Here is a 20,434-nt window from a genome sequence, read left to right on the forward strand (position 1 = left end):
GAATGCTTCAATTGCCGGATATGCAATTTTCTCGTACTGCCGGCAGCGCAGGGGCCAGGAGCATGGGTGACATGGCGGCAGCGGATATTTCCAGGCTGATCGAGGCGGCGGCAAACACGATCGCCGCACATGCCGACGAGCTGACCAGTCTCGACCAGGCCATCGGCGACGGCGACCATGGGCTCAACATGAAACGCGGCTTCGAGGCAGTGCGGGCCGAGGCCGGCGCGTTTGCGACAAAGCCGTTGCCCGAGGCGCTGAAGGCGATCGGCACCAAACTGGTGATGACCGTCGGCGGAGCCTCCGGTCCCTTGTTCGGCACGCTGTTCATGGCGCTCGGCAAGGAGATTTCCGCCGCGCCGGGTCGCGCCGACCTGGCGGCGGCCTTCGGCAAGGCGATCGAAGCGGTTGCAGCCAGAGGCAAGTCGCAGGCCGGGCAAAAAACCATGCTCGACGTGCTGCAGCCGGTGCATGAGGCCCTGCTGCAGGGAAAGACGGCAGCGGACATCGTCGAGATCGCCGACAACGCGGCCGACGCGACCGTGCCGATGAAGGCGCTGCGTGGGCGCGCCTCGTTCCTTGGCGACCGTTCGATCGGTCATATGGATGCCGGCGCACGCTCGACTGCGCTTCTGGTGCGAGCCGTAGCCGAGGCAATCGAGAGGCGCGCATGAGCAATGTCGGCATCGTCATCGTATCGCATTCGCCGCTGGTCGCCGAAGGCACCGCCGACATGGTGCGGCAGATGGTCGGCAACGAAGTGCCGCTTGCATGGTGCGGGGGAAACGGCCATGGCGGGCTGGGAACCAATGTCGAGGCGATCATGGACGCCATCGACAAGGCCTGGTCGGAGGCGGGGGTCGCGATCCTCGTCGATCTCGGCGGTGCCGAGACCAATAGCGAGATGGCGGTCGAGATGATCGGCGAACCACGCGCCCAGAAGATCATTGTCTGCAATGCGCCGATCGTCGAAGGCGCGGTGATGGCGGCGACCGAGGCTTCCGGCGGCGCCTCGCTCAGGGAAGTGGTGGCGACGGCGCACGAATTGTCGCCGTCGTGAACGAACGGGAATTTTGACAAGCATGTCCGCAGCAGCCGAAGCCAGCGTCCTGATCACCCATGAGGTGGGACTGCATGCGCGTCCTTCGGTGAAGTTCACCAAGCTTGCCAAGACGTTTTCGGCCGACGTCGAGATTGCGCTCGCCGCCAACGGGCCATGGTTCGACGCCAAGAGCATCGTCAAGGTGATGGCGGCGAAAGCGCCGAAAGGCACTGTCCTGCATATCAGAGCCAAAGGGGACGGCGCCGGCGAGGCGGTCGGCGCACTGGTCGAGCTGGTGCGGCGCGATTTCGACGAAGGCAAGGACCATGCCCGAACCGCTTAGGCTGCAGGGCATTTCGGCATCGGCCGGCTATGCCGAGGGGCCGCTGTTCAATCTGGACCAGGCTGCTGTGCGTTATGTCCGCAAGGCGACTGCCGCGGACGAGAAGGCGGCGCTTGAGGCCGCCATCTCCATTGCCGCAGGCCGGCTCGCGACATTGATCGAAACCAGCGACAGCGAGGCGGCCGGGATCCTCGAATTCCAGCTCGCCATGCTGGAGGACGACGCGCTGACCGGCCCGGCCTTTGCGCGAATTGCCGAGGGCATGGCTGCTGATGTGGCCTGGCGAAAAGCGCTCGACGCCGAGATAGCCGGCTATGAAACATCCGAGCAGGACTATTTCCGGGCGCGCGCGGCCGACATGCGCGACATACGCGACCAGGTGCTACACGCACTTGCCGGGGGCGGCGACATTGCCGCGCCGGCAGGTGCGATCTTCTACGGCGAGGATATCGCACCGACGCGCTTCCTCGAAACCGACTGGAGTGCCGGCGGCGGCATAGCACTTACGGCCGGAAGTGCCGCAAGTCATGTCGCAATGCTGGCACGCTCACGCGGCGTGCCAATGGTGGTGGGGTTGGGGCTCCTAGCGCGTGGGCCAGCCGGGCCCGGTGCTTCGCCGGCTCACCTTGCCGGAATCGCATTGCTCGATGCCGAACATGGCGGCATCGTGTTGGCGCCTTCGAAAGCGGAGATCGATGCATTCCGGCGATCGTCATCGTCTTTCGCGGCGCATCGCGACAAAGCGGCAGCCTATTTGACAAGGCCGGCAGCAACGAAGACCGGCATAGCGGTCCACGTGCAGGTGAATATTGCCGATCCGTCCGATGTCGACCGCATCGATGCTGCGGCGTGCGACGGTGTCGGGCTGATGCGGACCGAATTCCTGTTCGGCAAGACGCTGCCGGACGAGGAGACGCAATATCGCGCCTACCGTAGAGTGCTGGAATGGGCAGGCGACAGGCCGGTGACGATCCGTACTGTCGATGCGGGCGGCGATAAACCTGTGCCGGGCCTGACCGTCGAGGAAGGTAATCCATTCCTTGGCCTGCGCGGGATCAGGCTGTCGCTGATGCGTCCGGAGGTCTTTCGTGTGCAGATCCGCGCCTTGCTACGTGCCGCCATGCACGGCAATCTGAAGGTGATGTTCCCGATGATCGCCGTTCCGGAAGAGTATGAACACGCCACCGCGCTGTTCGCTGAGGAGCAGGCTGACCTTTTGGCGCGCGGCATCGCGCACAAAATGCCGCCGCTTGGCATCATGGTCGAGGTGCCGTCGGTGGCCATCGCACCGGAGGCATTCGCCAAGGCCGCTTTCTTCTCGATCGGTTCGAATGATTTGACCCAATACGTGATGGCCGCCGCGCGCGACAATGCGTCGGTCGCACATTTGAATTCCGTCAGGCATCCGGCCGTGCTCCGGCTGATCGCCTCGGTTGCCGCCTTCGGCCGCGAGCATAATATCCCGGTCAGCCTGTGTGGCGATGCCGGCGGCGACCCCGCCTCGATCCCGGCGCTGCTCGAAACCGGCCTGCGTGACCTCTCCGTCGCTCCCGCCCAACTCGCGATGGCCAAGGCGGCCATCGCGGACGTTTCGATCTAGGCCCCGGTATGGCAGACAAGGCGTCGCAATCCGGCCCCGAAGAGGCGATCCGCGCCTACAAGACGATCCTGTCGCAGGTGATCGACCAGCGCCCGTCCGGCATGCGCCAGCGCCTCGCCGATGCGCTGGGCAAGCATCGCAGCTTCGTCACGCAGATTTCCAGCCCGGCCTATTCGACGCCGATCCCGTCGAAGCATTTGCCGGCTATCTTCTCCGTCTGCCATTTCAGCCCGGCCGAACGCGATCATTTCCTTGAGGCCTACCATCGGGCGCATCCGGGAAAGATGTCGCTGGCCGCAGGCTTGCGCAAGACACGCCATGTCTCGCTGATCGTTCCCGATTTCGGCGACGACAAGCAGAACGCGGCGCTCGACCGGGCGGTCAACGATTTCATCCAGAAGATCACCAGCATCGCCGGCAAGGGCAGCTGACGCTGGGCTATTTCGGGAGGACGGCCATGAAGAAATTTTTGAATTCGGTCGATACGGTGCTGACCGAGAGCCTCGACGGCTTCGTTGCCGCGCATGCCGATATCCTGGCGCTTGGCGAGGAACACAAATTTGTCCGCCGCAAGCTGCTCACACCGGGCAAGGTGGCGCTGATCTCCGGCGGTGGCTCGGGTCACGAGCCGCTACATGGCGGGTTCGTCGGGCACGGCATGCTGGATGCGGCCTGCCCCGGCCAGGTATTCACCTCGCCAACGCCTGACCAGATGATGGCGGCGGCCGAAGTCGTCAATACGGGCGCCGGCTGCCTGTTCATCGTCAAGAACTACGAGGGCGACGTGATGAATTTCGACATGGCCGCTGAAATGTCGGAAGGCGTGATGCAAATCGTGACCAATGACGACGTTGCGGTCGAAAACTCGTCCTACACCACCGGCCGGCGCGGCGTCGCCGGCACGCTGGTGGTCGAGAAAATCGTCGGCGCGGCGGCCGAACAAGGCATGGCACTGGAGCCGTTGAAGGCGCTCGGCGAGCGCGTCAACGGCGCGACGCGCTCGATGGGCGTGGCGCTGACCAGTTGCACCGTGCCGGCGGCGGGCAAGCCGACCTTCGATATCGGCGACGGCGAGATGGAGTTCGGGGTCGGCATCCACGGCGAGCCTGGGAGGCGGCGCGACACATTGAAAAGCGCCGATGCTATCGCCGAGGAGATCTGTACCGCAATCCTGGGTGACCTGGGCGACGGTGCCAGAGGCCAGGCGCTACTCTTCGTCAACGGCTTTGGCGGCACACCGTTGATGGAGCTTTATCTGATGTACAACAGCGCCCGCAAAATCTTCGAGAAGCACGGCGTGACGGTGATCCGGTCGCTGGTCGGGTCCTATGTGACCTCGATCGATATGGCCGGCTGTTCGATCACGCTGAGCATGCTCGACGACGAGGCGGCTGTTTGGTGGGATGCACCGGTACATACGGCCGCGCTGCGCTGGGGCATGTAGCGGCGGAGAATGCCCCAGAAATAGTCGGTGACAAGACCGGTATCGGCAACGCCGCGCATCGCCAGACAGTTGCCCTCCTCACCCTGCGTAAGATAAAGAATCTGCGGGTTTGGGGAGTTCGAGCATGCGTTACAATTGGGATCGGGCGCCGACGGGTTTCGAGCGCCATGGAAAGGTGCTGGCAGCCGCCTTGCTGATCGTCGGCGGGGTCGGACTTATGCTCGCTGCCCTCCCGCTTTAGGGACAACAAACTCGGGTAGCGGACTACGTCTCAGCGCGTTGCCTCAGTGCGCCTGGCCAGTCACGGCGATGAAACGGCGGTCGCGCCCTTCAAATCCCTGGCTGAAGCGCTGCACGAGCACCGCAAGCACGCCCGGTTTTCCATCCGGGGTGAATGCGTAAGATTCCGACAGGCTGTAGGAAGTCGGGCAATTCCTCGAACCGGGCACCGCCTTGTCCTCATGCAGCAGCTTGATCGGCTTGCCGTCCTGACCCTGCAGCGTCAGGCGAAAGCCGAGCGCCTTGCCGGTCGTTTCGCCTTGCAGCGTCGCGTCGAAACTCGCTGAACAATCCGCCGTGCTGTCGGCACGGATCTGCTCGAGCTGGATGGTGCCAAGCTCGTCATAGGCCGGCGAAAGCCATTTTTGCGAAACCTGCTCGAGGCGCGCAATGTCATTGTAGGCGACCATGTCGTCGGGAAAGGTGAACCTGTCCAAGGCAGTCCGCTCGCCGCGCGGCGCGATGGCATATTTGGCCAGCAAGGGCGCCGCCAGTTCGGCGGCCTGTGCCCTCGCCTGCGCAAGCGTCAATGTCGAATCCTCCGTCTCGTCGGCGATGACGATCGGCTTGCCGCCGACGAACTCATCGGTCCGCGTGTCGATGATGTCGATCTCCGACCAGCCCGAATCCGAAGCACCGGCATCGAGCGTGCCGTACTGTTCGAAGGCGAAGTAGTTGCCGTCTGGCGAAAAGCCGATGACGCGCCGAGCCGCCGCGTCGCCTGCCTGAGCAGCTGAAGCGAGCACCACCGCCAGCGTCGCAACCGCGGCAAACCCAAGCTCATATCGCAATTTCATCGCGCCCTGCCCCCTAATGCCGAAAATTCGAACGACACCGGCCCCCAGACCATTCATGACCCGCACTTGCGGCCAAGTTAGAACGACAGCAAACGAAACGCACAAATACATGGTTACACAAACCAGCATACGCTATTTCAAGGACAGCAAACATTCCTGGGGAGGAAGCTGGATGGCGTCACGCTACCACGAGGTCTACGACGGCTGGAAACGCGACCCGGAAAAATTCTGGGCCGATGCCGCGGGCGCAATCGACTGGTTCTCGCCCTTCGAGACGGTGTTCGACGCCAATGCCGGCGTCTATGGCAGGTGGTTCATTGGCGCCTCGTGCAACACCTGCTTCAATGCCGTCGATCGTCATGTGGCGGGCGGCCGTGCCGACCAGATCGCGTTGATCCATGACAGCGCGATTTCCGGCACAATCAGGAGATTCACGTATGCCGAGTTGAAGCGCGAGGTGGTCGCGCTGACCTCGGTGCTCAAGAATCGTGGCATCCAAAAAGGCGATCGCGTCATCATCTACATGCCGATGGTGCCGGAAGCAGCCTTCGCCATGCTTGCCTGTGCGCGGATCGGCGCCGTGCATTCGGTGGTCTTCGGCGGCTTTGCCTCGCATGAGCTCGCCACCCGTATCGACGACGCCAAGCCGAAGCTGATCATCTCCGCTTCCTGCGGCCTGGAGCCAGGGCGCGTCGTTGCCTATAAGCCGCTGCTCGACAAGGCGATCGAGATGTCGCGGCACAAGCCGGAAAGCTGCCTTATCCTGCAGCGCGACCAACTGCGCTGCGAACTCAGGGAAAACCACGATATCGACTATGCCGACGCCGTGGCGCGGGAGCGGGCCGCGGGTGCCAATGTCGACTGTGTTCCGGTGCTTGCCACCGATCCGCTCTACATCATCTACACGTCGGGCACGACCGGCCAGCCGAAGGGAATCGTGCGTGACAATGGCGGCCATATGGTCGCGCTGAAATGGTCGATGGAAAACGAGTTCGGCGTCAAACCGGGCGAAGTGTTCTGGGCGGCTTCCGATGTCGGCTGGGTGGTCGGCCATTCCTATATCGTCTACGGCCCGCTGCTGCATGGCTGCACAACGATCCTGTTCGAGGGCAAGCCGGTCGGCACGCCCGATGCCGGCACCTATTGGCGTGTGATCGCCGAGCATGGCGTCGTCGCGCTGTTCACCGCGCCAACCGCCTTTCGCGCCATCAAAGGACAGGACCCGAAGGGCGAATTCGTCCCGAAATACGACCTGTCCAAATTCCGGACGCTGTTCCTCGCCGGCGAGCGCGCCGATCCCGAAACCATCAAATGGGCGGAGCAGAAATTGACCTTGCCGGTGATCGACCATTGGTGGCAGACCGAGACCGGCTCGCCGATGACCATCAACCCCGCCGGACTGGGCCTGTTGCCGGTCAAATACGGCTCGCCCGGCGTGCCGATGCCCGGTTATGACATCCGCGTGCTCGACGATGCCGGGCATGAGGTCAAGCGTGGTACGCTTGGCAATGTCGTGGTGAGATTGCCGTTGCCCCCCGGCTGCCTGCCGACGCTGTGGAATGCCGACGAGCGGTTTCGCCAAGCCTATCTCGACGAGTTCCCCGGCTTCTACAAAACCGCGGATGCCGGCATGATGGACGAGGACGGCTATCTCTATGTCATGGCTCGCACCGACGACATCATCAATGTCGCCGGCCACCGGCTATCGACCGGCGCCATGGAGGAGATTCTGGCCGCGCATCCCGACGTCGCCGAATGCGCCGTCGTCGGTATTGCCGATGCTATGAAAGGCCAGGTTCCACTCGGCTTCGTCGTGCTGAATGCCGGCGTCGACCGCGACGCCGGCATCATCGAAAACGAGGTTGTCACCCTAGTGCGCGAACGGATCGGCCCGGTCGCTGCCTTCAAGACGGTGGTGACGATCAAGCGCCTGCCGAAGACGCGCTCCGGCAAGATCCTGCGCGGCACCATGCAGAAGATCGCCGACAAGGAGGAATGGGCCATGCCGGCAACGATCGACGACCCGGCCATCCTCGACGAGATCACCGCCGCGCTGAACCGCCGCGGCATCGGCCTGTAATGGGCGCCGAAGCCGAGTTGCGTCCGAAGCTCCGGTATGGAACGACCGGCGCCGGACGTGGTATCCACGCGCGGTGTCGTCATGTTGTTTCGGAATCGAGACGCACCCACAGCCATGCGAGACGCCATACGTGACCCTGTTCCAGCGATCGAGAAAGCCCCAGGCCGCGGCACGCCAGCGGCTGGAGATCGATATGCGGGGCGCAGTCGTCTATGCGATCGGCGACGTGCATGGCTGCTACAAGGAACTCCGCGCCCTGGAGCAGAAGATCGTGCTCGATTCGGCGCCCTTCGAAGGGCGCAAGCTCATAATCATGCTTGGCGACTATGTCGATCGTGGACCCCAGTCGGCGCGTGTGCTCGATCATCTGCTGGCGCCACCGCTCCGTGATTTCCAGCGCATCTGCCTTGCCGGCAACCACGAAGTCGTGATGCTGAACTACGTCGACGGGGTCATTTCGAGAGAGTCGTGGCTGGCGATAGGCGGCCTGCAAACGCTGTTTTCCTACGGCGTCGACCCGTCGCGCATGGCCGATCTCTATGGGTCAAGCGAGGAGGTCGACAAGCGCATTCGGGAAGTCATTCCAGCCGACCACATTAGCTTCATGCGCGCGCTGCCGGTCATGGTCTGTTCGGCGAAATTCGTGTTCGTCCATGCCGGCATCAGGCCCGGCATCGACCTCGCCGCGCAGGACGAGGACGACCTGCTGAATATCCGTTCGGACTTCTTCGACGCTGCGCATCTTCTCGACCGCTATGTCGTGCACGGACATACGCCGGTCGACACTCCGAAGCTCGAGGGACGCCGGCTTGGCATAGACACCGGCGCCTTCCAAACCGGCCAGCTGACCGCCCTCAGGATCGTCGACAACCGCGCCAGGTTGATATTTTCCTGAGCGCGATGTCGTCGCTCAGGCGGCTGCCTTGGTGCGCGCTTCCGATTTTTCCAGATAGTAGCTCGAATATTTGTCGAAGAATTTTTCCGAGCCGCCGATCGCGCCATATTTGGCCAGCTTCTTCAGTTCGACCTTGTTCAGCACCGCGCCAATGATCTTCTTGGCGATGTAGGGCTCCGAGCTGAGCATGGATTGCACCATCGCACGCGGCGTGCGTCCCCATTCGGTGACCAGCACGAAGCCGTCGACAAGCGGAGCGAAGGCCTTGGCGTCGACGACAGGCCCGAGCGGCGGCAGATCGACGATGATGTATTCGAAGGTTTCCTTGGCGTTATCGATGAAACGCCGCATGCCGGCTGAAGACAGAAGCTCGCTGGTATGCGAAAACTGGCCACGCAGGACGGCCGGGATGATAGCCAGCTTGGTCTGCCGGTCGATCTTGCCGATCGACTGCCATGTCTGCCCGCTCACCACAGCTTCCATCAGGCCCTGCTCGGCCTCCATACCGAGGCTGCGGCTGAGGCCGGGATTGCGCAGGTCGCCGTCGATCAGCAGCGTTTTCGATCCGTTGACGGCAAGCAGCCCGGCAAGATTGGCCGCCACCGTCGACTTGCCCTCGCCGGGAAGCACCGAGACCACGCCGATGACCCGGCTGCCCTGGCCTTCCATGACGACATCGAAGGCGATCTTGGCGTTGCGCAGCGTCTCGGAGAACATCGATGCCGGGGCATCGACGGTTACCCGCATCCGCGCACGTTTTTCGGCTGCCGACAATGTTTTGGAGGGCTGGGACTTGGAGGACTTGGCGGTCTTGGATTCAACGACTTTGACGTCAGGCTGACCGCCATTGCGCTGGTCATCCTTGCCAGCCTTGCCGATGACCGGCAGGTAGCCGAGGAATTTGAGGCCGACCCGGTCGCGCACATCCTCGCCGGTCCTGAAGAAGCGTTCCCTGAATTCATTCAGGCCACCAACCCCTGCCCCCAGCATCATGCCAAGCGCCAGCGAAAGCCCCAGCACGATGGCTGTGCGGGGGGTTGCGGCCGACTGCGGCATCGTCGCGTCCGAGATGACCCGGATCTTGCCGACCGGGAAGGATTGCTGCTGGGCGGCCTCCTCATAGCGGTTCAGGAACGTCTGGTAGAGCGTCGACAGCGCCGTCGCCTTTTGGTCCAGCTCACGCAGCTTGACCTGCGACTGGTTGTCGATGGAGCTCTTGCCAGCCGCCAAGGCGACATTTGCGCGGAGCGCGGTTTCGCGCGCCAGAGCGACCTCGTATTCGTTGCGGTAGCTTTCGGTCAGTTGCTTCAGCTCGCCGAAAATCTGCGCCGATATGTCGGCCTTCTCCTTGGCGAGCGCGACGGCCTGCGGATGTTGCGGGCCGAAATTGGCTTCGACATCCTGCTGTCGCTTGGATACGGTGAGATAGCGGTTCTTCAGCGTCGTGATGACCGAGCTGCTCGGCTGGTCGTTCGATATCGCAGCGTCCTTGAACGCGTTGTCCGAGCCGCTTTCGACGATCGACTTGTACTGCTGATAGCGGGCGCCGGCACGTGCTGTATCGGCCTGCGCGACGATCAACTGGGTGTTGAGATCGGACAATTGCTTGTCGCTGATCAGCTGGCCGTCATTGACGGCCAATCCGTGTTCGGCCCTGAACTTTTCGACCGCCAGTGCAGCCGCCTGGGAGCTCTCACGAAGCTCGGTCAGCCGGCCTTGCAGCCAGACCGCCGCCCGCTCGGTCGCGTCGAAGCTGGCATCGAGTTGATCGGCTAGATAGGCATCGGCATAGGCCTTGGTGATGGCGGTCGCAAGCGCCGGATCCGTCGCCTGGAAGGAGATGCTGATGACAAAGCTCCGGCCGATCCGCTCGGCATCGAGTTGGGTCTGCAGTTTGAAGATTGCGTAGTCACGGGGCGATGAGGATGCGGTGATCGCGTCACGCGTCGCAGCATCAAGCTGAGTGACATCGGTTGTGCTAGCGGCGCGCTTGGGGCGGACAGACTGGACGATACCGCGCACAAAGCCAGCAACCTTCGACAGGGCCGACGTCGGAGGGTTCATGAAAGCGTCGTTCTGATCGAGCTTCAGCTTGTCGACGACCACCCCAGCCAGCCTGGCCGACTGTAGTATTTCGATCTGGCTCAGAACGGCGGAGTCGGTCTGCATGCTGACCGACGCCGCCGAAATGTCGTCGACGACCTTGTTCAATCCTTCGTCGATCAGCACGCTGCTCGTCGCCACATAGGTAGGAGGCGTCGTCTGCAAATAGAGCACGCCGAGAAAGAGACCGATGACGGCGCAGGCGGCAACCACTTTCGCCTGCCGCGCGGCCATGCCAAGCAGGCGCTCGATGTCGATGAAGTCTTCGGCGTTTGCCGCATTAGAAGCCGGCAATGGCGTCCTCTTGTCGACAGGAAAATTGGCATAGTTCATCTTCGGTCCAATTCTAGTTTGCAGGCGCTACCGCCTCGAAGGTCGGGACATAGGGTGCAAACCTTGCGCCGGACAGTGCGCGTTACGCGCGGCGCAACGGCCTGTCCTGCGTCATCAGCCGCACCCACAATGCCTCGAAAAAATGGACATTATGCGGCTTCTTCCCGACGCTGATGCGACCGGACGAATTCCTGCAGCATCTCGAAGATCGGGCCCTTCATGTCCTCCCGCGCCAGCGCGAAAGCGATATTGGCCTGGATGAACCCCTCCTTCGAACCGCAGTCGAACATGCGGCCGTCGAAAGGCTGGGCGAAGAAGGCCTGGGTCTGTGCGAGACGCACCATTGCGTCGGTCAGCTGGATCTCGTTTCCGGCGCCGCGTTGCTGGCTGGCAAGCAACGAGAATATCTCGGGCTGCAGGATGTAGCGGCCGTTGATGTAGAAGTTCGACGGCGCGTTGGCAGGAGCCGGCTTTTCGACCATGGCCGTTACCTCGAAGCCCGTGCCGACATCAGCGCCGCGCCCGACAATGCCGTATTTGCTGGTCTCGGTCGGATCGCAACGCTCGACGGCGATGACGTTTGCGCCAGTCCGTGCGTAAAGATCAGCGACTTCGGCGAGACAGCCACGCCCGCCGAAGGACACCATGTCCGGCAAAAGCAATGCGAAGGGCTCGTCACCGATGACTTCGCGCGCGCACCAGACGGCATGGCCGAGGCCTTGCGGCGACTGCTGGCGGATGAAGCTCGTCGCGCCGGCGACGGGAAGCAGGCTTTCAAGCGATTCGAGTTGCGCCTTCTTGCCGCTCTGCTCCAGGGTTCCGATCAGTTCAGGATGCAGGTCGAAATAGTCCTCGATCACCGCCTTGTTGCGGCCGGTGACGAAGACGATGTGCTCGATGCCGGCCTCGAACGCCTCGTCAACCGCATATTGCACGACAGGCCTGTCGACCACCGGCAGCATTTCCTTCGGCATGGACTTGGTCGCCGGCAGGAACCGCGTTCCGAGCCCCGCCACCGGTATGACTGCCTTCCTGACTTTTTTCATTGCATGTTCCTTCTGAGGAGATCGATTTCAACCCTGTCGCAGGCGGCGAAACTGTCTTCATTCACCTGCAGCCCTTCACCTCCCCGCCACTACGGCAAACTGTGCCGCTACCCTTCGCAGCCGGACGGCGATCGGCATGCTCATATGCCGAACCGCCGCCGGATCGCTGAGCGCCGTCCATATCGCCTTGAGCGGCGACCGCGCCTTGATGTGCTGAACCAGCGACAGGAATGATGCCGCCCGCCGCAGGCTGCGAGCGCGCCTGGCGAACGCCGCCTCGGCCGCAGCATCCATGGAATGGGTCGCGGCGAAGGTGGCATCGGCCCTGCGCATCGCCTCGACGTGATGAAGTTCGAGCACCCGGGAGATGGAACCGGTGCGAATGTGGTAGATATAGCCCGTCGTCGGCTCGACCATGCATTTGCCGCCTTTAGCCAGAGCACTGGCCAGGAGGATATAGTCTTCGCCAATGATCAGGCTTTCATCGTAACGAAGCCCGTTCTCGTTCAGGAACCGGCGCTGGAAGATCGGCTTGAGGTAGCCGAGATTGAACCTCGATTCGAAGAGGACATTACCGCTGATGAAATCTACCAGCGAGATTTCACCGAGGCCTTCCAGATAGTCAGCCGGGAACATCGTCTCTTCGGCAACGCCATCCTCGCGAACGACCTGCAGATTATCGACCGCGATCTCGGCGCCCGCTTTCTCCGCGCGCTCGATCATGGTGCAGAGTCGCCCGGGATAGACCGCGTCGTCGGAATCGAGGACCGCGACCCACCTGCCGCGTGCAAGCTCAAGGCCGGCATTCCTGGCGCCGCCGGGGCCACGGTTTTGCTCAAGCGCGACAACGCGTACGATGTCTTCGGGGTAGGATCTTGCCAGGTCGAGCGTCCGGTCGCCCGACTTGTCGTCGACGACGATGACCTCGACGCTGATATTGCGCTGGGCGACGGCGCTGGCAATCGCCCGATCGATGGTCGCCTCGGCATTGTAGGCGGCAATCACGAAGCTCACGTCAGGCTGCACGCTTGCCCCCTTGCTGCGGCGAAGACAGGCCGTATTGGCGGATTTCACGAACCCCGACGAGGCCGCTGACGACGCCGACATGCATAATGCCGCGAAGCACGCTGCGGTTCCGACGTACGGGGTCGATGGCGACCGGAATTGCCGACAGGAAACTGTAGGCGGCCTTTGCCGCGGCAATGCCGACCTGCTTGAGCCGGGCAAGGCCGTGTGCGTTGCGCCCCAGAAGATGACCATGCGTCTGCCCAACGCGGAACCGGCGGCGGCCGAGCCAGTCGAATGCCGCCCTGGCAGGTGGCACCGCTTCGTCGACCCAAGCCTCCGGCGAAAAGGCGATGCGGCCGCCGGCCTTGACCATCTGGTCGAAGAATTCCGTATCTTCGCCGCCGGTCTGGCCACGCGCCAGGCTGAAGCGCCGGCCGCGCAGGCTCTCAGCGCCAATCCTGAGCAGGACGTTGCAGGTGTAGCCGGTGCGGATTTCGCCGCTCACCCAGACCGGCAAGGTCGAGTGGAAATCGCCTTTGCGCATCCAGGCGGGCGCATCCGGCAGGTAACGGGCTTGCACCGGCCCAAGCACCGTCGCAGCACCTGTTGCTTCCGCCGTCGCCACCAGTTCGGCAAGCCAGCCAGCGGTGGCCGTCTCGTCATCGTCGATAAAGGCGACGAAATCCGCCGCACTGGTATCGAGGCAAGCGTTGCGCGCGATCGAGATGTTTCGGGCCGGGGCGTGCCGGTAGGTCACCGGCAGCTTCAACTCCGCAGCCAGCGTCGTCACCATCTGTTCGGCCGTCGGCGTATCGTCGTTGTCCGCGATGATAACACCGACGTCGAATCCCGCGGGCATATCCATGGCCGCTATGGAGCGAAGCGTGTCGGCAAGCTCCGGCCGGCGAAATGTGCAGACGCAGATATCGATGCTTCGATTTTTCCTGACCGGGTCCATCACGCTACCCCGCGCTGCGGTCGCGGTGCGAGCAGTTGCAGCCAGAAACCGACCGACCAGCCGAAATGCATGACCATTGCCGAGACCCCGGCCAGCGCAATGTCGGCTTTGCGCTGGCTGACGGCGGTCCAAAAGCCGTAGCCGAGGCAGACCGACGCCCATAGCAAAAGCGGTACGGCCGCCAGCCAGTGGACGAAGGAAAAGGCGGCGAGAAGAACCACGGGGAACACCAGAAGCGGCACCATCTGCCGGATCTTCGGGATCATGCGGTGCTTGAGAACGTTCTTCGCCCGGCCACGGCCATAGCCGAGATATTGAAAATAGAGGCCCTTCAGCGAGGAGCGCGGGTAGTAGACCATTTGCGTCTTGCCGGTCATCCAGATGCGGTAGCCGGCCTGGCGGAGCCGATAGTCGAGTTCGGCATCCTCATTGTGGCTGAAGGTTTCGTCATAGCCGCCGACCGCGGTGAACGCCGATATCCGTATCAGTGCGTGGTGGCCATGATCGACCCATTCCCCCGCCGAAAGATGCCGGTGCTTGGAACCGCCGGTGCCGAGCCTGGAGTTCTGCGCCGCTGCCGCTGCTTTCTGAACCATGCCGCTGCCACTGGTCAGCATCGAGACGACGACCGAATCCGCACCGGTGACCTGCGCTTCTTCGACCAGCCGGTCGCAATAATCCGCGGGATAGCCGCCATGCGCGTCGATGCGAATGAGATAGTCGACGCCTTCCCCGAACCTGGCGACGGCGAGATTGATTGCCGCGCTCTGCAAGCGCTTTTCATTGTGCAGCAGGATCACCCGCTGATCTTTTGCGGCGATGTCCGCGACGATCGTCCTGGTGCCGTCCGTGCTGCCGCCATCGGCAACGATGATCACGGCGCCCAGCCTCTCGGCCGCAGGGCGGAGCTCTCGAAGCAACGCGCCGATATGGGCCGCCTCGTTCAGGCACGGAACCACGATCGTGCAGGATGGAATTTCGGTTTGCGTCATCGGCAGTCCTTCTATGCCAATGCTTCGGCAGCATATGGACCGGGAGCCGCAGTCAGCCCGCGGAGCTTTTCGACGAGCGCCCGACAATCGGCGCGGTCGTAGCTCCAGGTGCGCGGATTGCGGGCGAGAACACGCGCCCTCAATGTCCCGAACCGATGCTGCTCCATCGTGCCGACGGCGACTTCGAGCGCCTCGGGCGTGGCTTCTGGCAAAAGAACCCCTATGCCTTGCCGGTCGAGGAACCGGCCGGTTTCGGTGGCTCCCATCGAAATCGGCACGGCTCCGAAGCGGCAGCCCTCATAGAGCCGGTTGGGCAGCAGCCATTCGGAGTTCAGGCCCTGCTCAAAAAAGTCGATGGCCCAAGAAAAGTGGACCTCGCGGTAGATCGCCGCCATATCCTCGGGATTGCGGTAGGGCCCGCCAAACGAGAGCCAGGGTTCCGATTCGACGAAACCGTGGAAATCGGGAAATTCGGACAGCGCCGGGCGGCCCCTGAGGACGATTTCAAAGCGGCCGTCGAGGCGGCGCGAAAATTCGGCCAGAAGCTCCAGGGAACGGCGGCAGCGGAGCGCCCCGAACCAGCCGATCCGCCAAGGCGGCGCTACGGGGTTCTCCGGCGCCGCGCGGTCATCCAGCGAGGCCGCGGCTGGCTCGAAATACTTGTTTTCGAGCAGTTCGACTGGGGCGGCAATCTGCCCGAACGGCTTGAAATAGTTGGCGATGAAGGCCGGAGAGCTGGTCACCAGAAGCTTCACATCCCTAGCCAGGAAGCGTTCTGCGCCGCGCATCGCCCATCCCAGCGGATCGTCGCGAAGCAGCAGGCGATGGATATCCAGGCACTCGTAGACGATCGGCACCGTTGCCTGGAAAGCCGATCTGGCGCGGCGGGCAAGCGCCAGCATTTCCAGATTGCGCGCGACAATGAGGTCGGGCCGTGGCATTGAGCCCAGCTTCGAGCCGGTCGAGACAACTGCCTTCATGATCGCGGCCAGACGTTGGGCGAATCGGCCATCACGAGTCGGGCCGAGATCGATCGGCTGCAAGCCCTCGACATCAGCAACTGCGCTTGCCGTACGACGAAAGCCCGCCAGCGTAACCTGGGCGCCGCCTGCCTTGAGCATTATGATCCGCCGGCGCACTGCCGGGTCGGAGACGTCGTGTACCAAGTACAAGACATGCAGCATGAAAACTCGACCGCTGTTGGCCCGCCCGCGACAATGCTAGTACAGCTCTTGCTGCATCGCAACATTTTTGGTTGCAGCGTAGCAAAGATCCCCGTTTTTTGTTGCACTGCAAAATCGATGGGTTAATCTCGCTCTGCTTGGGCCACATGGACCGCGCGTTGGCCTGCCATCGGGCTGCGCGCCAATAATCACGACGCGAGGACCATCCTTGGCGTGCAGCATTTTCGGCCAACCCGCCTGCAATCCGCCCCTTCGCACCCGTCGATGGAAGCACGGGACTACTCACGAAATGAGGTCATTCCATGAAGATCGCGGTTGAAAACACCGTCTGCCTGAATACCGGGGATGCAGCGATTCTCCTGGCGATCCGCCATGTTTTCAAGACGATCGTGCAAGACGATATCCAGTTCTATGTCTTCGACAGCCAGCCGGAGGTGGCGGCGAGGCTCTACACCAAGAAAGAGTATCCTGATCTCGAATTCCACAAGCTGCTGTCGGAATCGCTGTTCCGCTACAAATACGGCAGCGGGCTGAAGAACCTGTTCAAGCCGATCTACAATCGGCTCATCCTCAATGCCCTGCGGCGGTTCGGCAACCGCGGCGTTCTCGGGCGTTTGTTCAACTCAAGCAATCGCCGTGGTCTCGAGATCTACAAAGACGCCGACCTCGTGGTCACGACAGGCGGAACCTATCTTGTCGAGACTTACAATCTGGAACGGCGACTCAATCAATTCCGGATCGACGCGATTCTGGGGAAGGACCCCGTCTTCTTCACGCAATCGCTCGGCCCGTTCAACAAAAGTTACAATCGCCAGGAGTTGAGCCCAATCTTCGATCGGAGCCCGCTCATCCTGCTGCGCGACGAACGTTCGCGAGGTCACATTGTGGACATGGTGAAAGACCCCGGCAAATGCCACGTCGTGGCCGACGCCGTCTTTGCCTTGGCCGACACCGACAGGATCGGAAAAATTCTGGCCTCCGGCCAGTCGGCGACCGTCACCGGCCGCGTCGCCATTTCCGTCCGTCACTGGAACTATGTCAGCGACGGCGAGGGCGGCATGCGCCGCTACATCGACTCGATCCGCGCGATCGCGACCATCCTGGTCAGGGACCACGCCAAGGAGGTCACCTTCGTCTCCACCTGCCAGGGCGTGCCGGAATACGCCCATGACGATTCCAAGACGGCGCGGGCTATCGTTGCCGAACTCGATCCGGAGATCGCCAAGCATGTCAGCGTGGACGCTTCGTTCCACACGCCGGAGCAACTGATGGCACTGGTGAAAGGCTTCGACTTCGTTGTCGCAACGCGCATGCACATGATGATCATGTCGCTCTGCGTCGGCACGCCGGTGCTGCCGATCGCGTATGAATTCAAGACCAAGGAACTTGCCAAGCGGATCGGCGTCGCCGACCTGCTGCTCGACATCGACACGGTGACGCCCGAGGAAGCGAGCGAGAAGCTCGGCAGACTTACCGCCAATCTCGACCTCTATCGCAGGACGAGCCTTCAGGCAGTGCTTGAGGAGCATGCGTCGGCGATGTCGGCAGGTGAGCTTTTGAGGCCGGTGATTGCCGGCCTAGCGGGCGTTGCGCATGGCGCTGGAAAGCGTGGTGAACAGGGCGCTGCGCGACTGGCGAAGGGCGAGCATGAGGACCAGGCCGATCGAATAATTGAGGGCACCCGCCAGGACCACCGCGAGCAGGTCTGACTGGCTGGTCAGCGATGCCGGCAACTCCCGGTACACGGACCAGGCAAGCAGCGATGACGCGATGAAAAGCCCCTGCATGACCAGGAAGTCGGCTGCGGTCACCGGGCCGACCCGGTGGACAAGAACGGCAAGCACCGGGACGCGCAGCACATAGCCGCTGATCGCGTAGGCCGCCGCGACACCGACGGCGCCCCAGTGCAGGCCGATGATGAAGGCGGCGACCGTCGTCAGCGACGAGTAGATGCCCCAGTGGAACATGGTCTTGGTCTTGCCCTGGCAGATGAAGATCCAGCCGGTGGTGCTCGAGACGGACTGGATCAGGCTGGCGATGCCCAGCCAGGCGAAGATCGGCGCCACCGCTGTCCAGCGCTCGCCGAAGAGAAGCCCGACGACCTGGTCCGACGTCAGCGTCAGCGCCGCGATGCCGGGCATAGTGATGGCCGCCAGCATCCAATTGGTTCGCACATAGATGTCGCGAAACCGCGCCTTGTCCTCATGGATGCGGCTCAGCAGCGGCACCATCACGCGTGTCAGCGGCTGGTTGATGTTCTGCAGCGGAAACAGCAGGAGCTTGTAGGCGCGGTCATAATAGCCGAGCTCGATCGCGCCCGAATATTTTCCGATCAGGATGTTGTCGAGATTGCGCGAGAAGAAGTTGGCCAGATTGAAGCCGGTCAGATTGGCGCCGAAAGACAATATGTCGGTATCGACCTTCAGGTCCGGCCGCGACGGCGTCCAGCGCGCCACCTGCCATGCCGCGGCCAGCGCGACAACAGCCGATACCGCAGGGCCGATGACCAGCGACCAGTAGCCCAGCCCCGCATAGGCGGCGATTGCGGTAGTCGCAAGTCCGGCAGCAGCGGTTATCACGTCGTTCAGCGCGAGTTGGCCAAAGCGCAAGTGACGGTTCATCAGCGCCAGCGGCACCGCGGCGAGGCTGCCAAGCAGCAGCGGCAAGGCAGAGCCGATGGTAATCCCGACCATGCGTTGATCGCCATAGAAGGCAGCGATGGCGGGCGCCAGGCATGCAACCACCACGGCACTGCCCAACCCCACCAGCGCACTGATCCAGAATACCTGGTTGAGCTGCTCGGTGCTTATGTCCTTGCGCTGGACCACGGCCTGCTGGAGGCCAAGGTTTTGAAGCAGTCCGACAAAGGCCACAATCGGCCCGACGGAAGCCACCAGGCCAAAATCCTCGGGGACGAGCAGACGCGCAAGCACGATCACCGAGAGAAACTGGATCGCCATCTTGAAGCCTTGCGCGCCGATCGTTACCATGCCGCCGCGCAGGGCGACGCGACCGAACTGGGGGGGCGGGTTGGCGTTCATGCCGGCTGCCTGGCTTCGGCCAGCTGGGCAACGATCTGCGCAAAACGTTCGTTGAGTACGTCCGCGTTGAAATCCTGCTCGATCTTGCGGCGCGCCGCACGTGCGATGCGCTCGCATTTGTCCGGGTTCTCGGCCACCCAGACAAGCTTGCGGGCCAACGCCGCAACGTCTCGCTCCGGTGCGAGGAAGCCTGTCTCCTGATCCTCGATCAGTTCGGGAATGCCCGAGTGATAGGTGCTGACGACGATCAGCCCGGCGGCCATAGCCTCCATCAGCGCCACCGGAATACCCTCGAGATCGCCGTCTCGCGCGGCAACGCTAGGCAGCAGGAATACGTGGGCATTGCGCAGGCGCTGCTTGACCTCGGCGTGCGGACGCGGCCCGAGGAAAGTCACCCGGTCGGCAATGCCGAGATTTGCGGCGAGCTTCTTCAACTCTTCCAGCAATTCGCCGCCGCCAATCACCGAATAGACCCAGTCGCGCCGCGGCAGGCTGGCGAGCGCCCGAAGGGCGAATTCGATGCCCTTCTTTTCGGTCAGCCGGCAGACCGAGATGAAGGACAGCGTGTCCCGGTCCCAGGAACGCCAATGGTAGCCGATCTCACCGGGCCGCACGCCCATATGGTGAACCATGACTTGCGCCGGGGGTGCGCCGACGCCGATCAGGGCATCGCGGAAAAACGCGTTCACCGGGAGCTGGAGAACGCCCTTGTCGAAGACAACCTTGTAGCGCGTGAGCGTGTTGTCATGCAGCGGTTCGCCGACATCGCGGCCGTGGAATATGGTCACCAAAGGAGCGGAAATCCGGCCTCGTTTCATGGCGCGGGCGACGCGCATGCCGTTATTGCCGAAATGCGCGACGATCACATCGGCGTTCTGCAATTTGCGCGCAAAAGCGATGTCGACAGCGGTCGAGAGCTTATCCCAGAACCTGCCCGACCATTTCCTGAGCGTCGGGCGAAAGCGCCCCAGCCCGCCCCACCAGCAGACGACCTTGCCAGGGAGAGCCTGCCAGCGGCGATCGTCGATGTTGCTGTCCTTGCCGAAGGACGTCTCGTTGCAGACGACGCCGACTTGCATGCCGCGCTCGAGGCACCCTTCTATCTGGTCGAGGACGAAGGTCTCCGACAAAGAGGGGAACTTATCAACTACGAAGCAAATCTTCATTGGATGGACGATCTTTCGAGGCCGGTCGGCGATCTGCTCGCGCGGATGAGGGCTGACGCCCGTCGCCACCGTGCGAGGCGCCTCAAGCGTCTGGTGTTGTGCGTGTCTTTGTCCCAAGGCAGC

17 protein-coding genes and 1 pseudogene are annotated in these 20,434 nt (G+C 62.7%); 9 read left to right on the forward strand and 9 right to left on the reverse strand.

Annotation, left to right across the window (positions count from 1 at the left end):
• Nucleotides 1-71 precede the first annotated feature (71 nt).
• From dhaL to dhaK, 6 genes are read left to right on the forward strand one after another with little or no spacing between them, the layout of a single operon-like run.
• Nucleotides 72-674: a dihydroxyacetone kinase subunit DhaL gene (gene dhaL, locus NKH90_RS07860; RefSeq protein ID WP_352767236.1), complete on the forward strand. Its 603-nt coding sequence runs from the start codon at nt 72-74 to the stop codon at nt 672-674.
• Complete coding sequence (dhaM, locus tag NKH90_RS07865; protein WP_352469937.1) at nt 671-1,060, forward strand: dihydroxyacetone kinase phosphoryl donor subunit DhaM; 390 nt, start codon at nt 671-673, stop codon at nt 1,058-1,060. Before dhaL ends, dhaM begins: the two co-directional genes overlap by 4 nt.
• Before the next feature lie 22 nt (nt 1,061-1,082).
• Entirely contained in the window at nt 1,083-1,385 is a 303-nt protein-coding gene (locus NKH90_RS07870; protein ID WP_023676329.1) for an HPr family phosphocarrier protein, read from the forward strand.
• A complete protein-coding gene (gene ptsP, locus NKH90_RS07875; protein WP_352769097.1) occupies nt 1,369-2,985 on the forward strand; it encodes a phosphoenolpyruvate--protein phosphotransferase in 1,617 nt (538 codons plus the stop codon). Before NKH90_RS07870 ends, ptsP begins: the two co-directional genes overlap by 17 nt.
• 8 nt (nt 2,986-2,993) lie before the next feature.
• Complete coding sequence (locus NKH90_RS07880; protein ID WP_023676327.1) at nt 2,994-3,416, forward strand: hypothetical protein; 423 nt, start codon at nt 2,994-2,996, stop codon at nt 3,414-3,416.
• Nucleotides 3,417-3,442: 26 nt separating this feature from the next.
• Nucleotides 3,443-4,429, forward strand: a complete 987-nt coding sequence (gene dhaK / locus NKH90_RS07885) for a dihydroxyacetone kinase subunit DhaK (RefSeq protein WP_352769094.1) — start codon at nt 3,443-3,445, stop codon at nt 4,427-4,429.
• A 284-nt stretch (nt 4,430-4,713) separates the two neighbouring features.
• On the opposite strand, the gene NKH90_RS07890 is transcribed toward dhaK, so the two are convergent.
• Nucleotides 4,714-5,505, reverse strand: coding sequence for a DUF2259 domain-containing protein (locus tag NKH90_RS07890; RefSeq protein ID WP_352454688.1), 792 nt, complete (start codon nt 5,503-5,505; stop codon nt 4,714-4,716).
• Between the two features lie 172 nt (nt 5,506-5,677).
• On the opposite strand from NKH90_RS07890, the gene NKH90_RS07895 reads away from it, so the two are divergent.
• Together NKH90_RS07895 and NKH90_RS07900 are read left to right on the forward strand one after the other, a co-directional pair.
• Nucleotides 5,678-7,585, forward strand: a complete 1,908-nt coding sequence (locus tag NKH90_RS07895) for a propionyl-CoA synthetase (RefSeq protein ID WP_352769091.1) — start codon at nt 5,678-5,680, stop codon at nt 7,583-7,585.
• Between the two features lie 130 nt (nt 7,586-7,715).
• Complete coding sequence (locus NKH90_RS07900) at nt 7,716-8,480, forward strand: metallophosphoesterase family protein (RefSeq protein WP_352818573.1); 765 nt, start codon at nt 7,716-7,718, stop codon at nt 8,478-8,480.
• Between the two features lie 15 nt (nt 8,481-8,495).
• On the opposite strand, the gene NKH90_RS07905 is transcribed toward NKH90_RS07900, so the two are convergent.
• The 6 genes from NKH90_RS07905 to NKH90_RS07930 all read right to left on the reverse strand — a co-directional run bounded on the left by NKH90_RS07905 (nt 8,496) and on the right by NKH90_RS07930 (nt 16,104).
• Nucleotides 8,496-10,916, reverse strand: a complete 2,421-nt coding sequence (locus NKH90_RS07905; RefSeq protein WP_352818576.1) for a polysaccharide biosynthesis tyrosine autokinase — start codon at nt 10,914-10,916, stop codon at nt 8,496-8,498.
• A 149-nt stretch (nt 10,917-11,065) separates the two neighbouring features.
• Nucleotides 11,066-11,962, reverse strand: a complete 897-nt coding sequence (locus NKH90_RS07910; RefSeq protein ID WP_352540412.1) for a UTP--glucose-1-phosphate uridylyltransferase — start codon at nt 11,960-11,962, stop codon at nt 11,066-11,068.
• Nucleotides 11,963-12,037: 75 nt separating this feature from the next.
• Nucleotides 12,038-12,988, reverse strand: a complete 951-nt coding sequence (locus NKH90_RS07915) for a glycosyltransferase family 2 protein (protein WP_352818579.1) — start codon at nt 12,986-12,988, stop codon at nt 12,038-12,040.
• Nucleotides 12,978-13,928 (reverse strand): glycosyltransferase family 2 protein, encoded by a 951-nt coding sequence (locus NKH90_RS07920; RefSeq protein ID WP_352540410.1) that lies wholly within the window; start codon nt 13,926-13,928, stop codon nt 12,978-12,980. The genes NKH90_RS07915 and NKH90_RS07920 overlap by 11 nt, the downstream gene beginning before the upstream one ends.
• Nucleotides 13,928-14,920, reverse strand: coding sequence for a glycosyltransferase family 2 protein (locus NKH90_RS07925; RefSeq protein WP_352818584.1), 993 nt, complete (start codon nt 14,918-14,920; stop codon nt 13,928-13,930). Before NKH90_RS07925 ends, NKH90_RS07920 begins: the two co-directional genes overlap by 1 nt.
• An 11-nt stretch (nt 14,921-14,931) precedes the next feature.
• Complete coding sequence (locus tag NKH90_RS07930; protein WP_352540408.1) at nt 14,932-16,104, reverse strand: glycosyltransferase family protein; 1,173 nt, start codon at nt 16,102-16,104, stop codon at nt 14,932-14,934.
• 302 nt (nt 16,105-16,406) lie between these two features.
• Here NKH90_RS07930 and NKH90_RS07935 point away from each other — a divergent pair.
• A pseudogene (locus NKH90_RS07935) lies at nt 16,407-17,459 on the forward strand (polysaccharide pyruvyl transferase family protein); the annotation flags it as partial.
• Nucleotides 17,460-17,681: 222 nt separating this feature from the next.
• On the opposite strand, the gene NKH90_RS07940 reads toward NKH90_RS07935, so the two are convergent.
• A complete protein-coding gene (locus NKH90_RS07940; RefSeq protein WP_352769074.1) occupies nt 17,682-19,145 on the reverse strand; it encodes a lipopolysaccharide biosynthesis protein in 1,464 nt (487 codons plus the stop codon).
• The gene (locus NKH90_RS07945) at nt 19,142-20,428 is read right to left on the reverse strand and encodes a glycosyltransferase (RefSeq protein WP_352769071.1); all 1,287 of its coding nucleotides are present in this window, start codon (nt 20,426-20,428) and stop codon (nt 19,142-19,144) included. The genes NKH90_RS07940 and NKH90_RS07945 overlap by 4 nt, the downstream gene beginning before the upstream one ends.
• Nucleotides 20,429-20,434: the final 6 nt, after the last annotated feature.

Source organism: Mesorhizobium sp. M0898 (assembly GCF_040319695.1).
GTDB lineage: Bacteria > Pseudomonadota > Alphaproteobacteria > Rhizobiales > Rhizobiaceae > Mesorhizobium.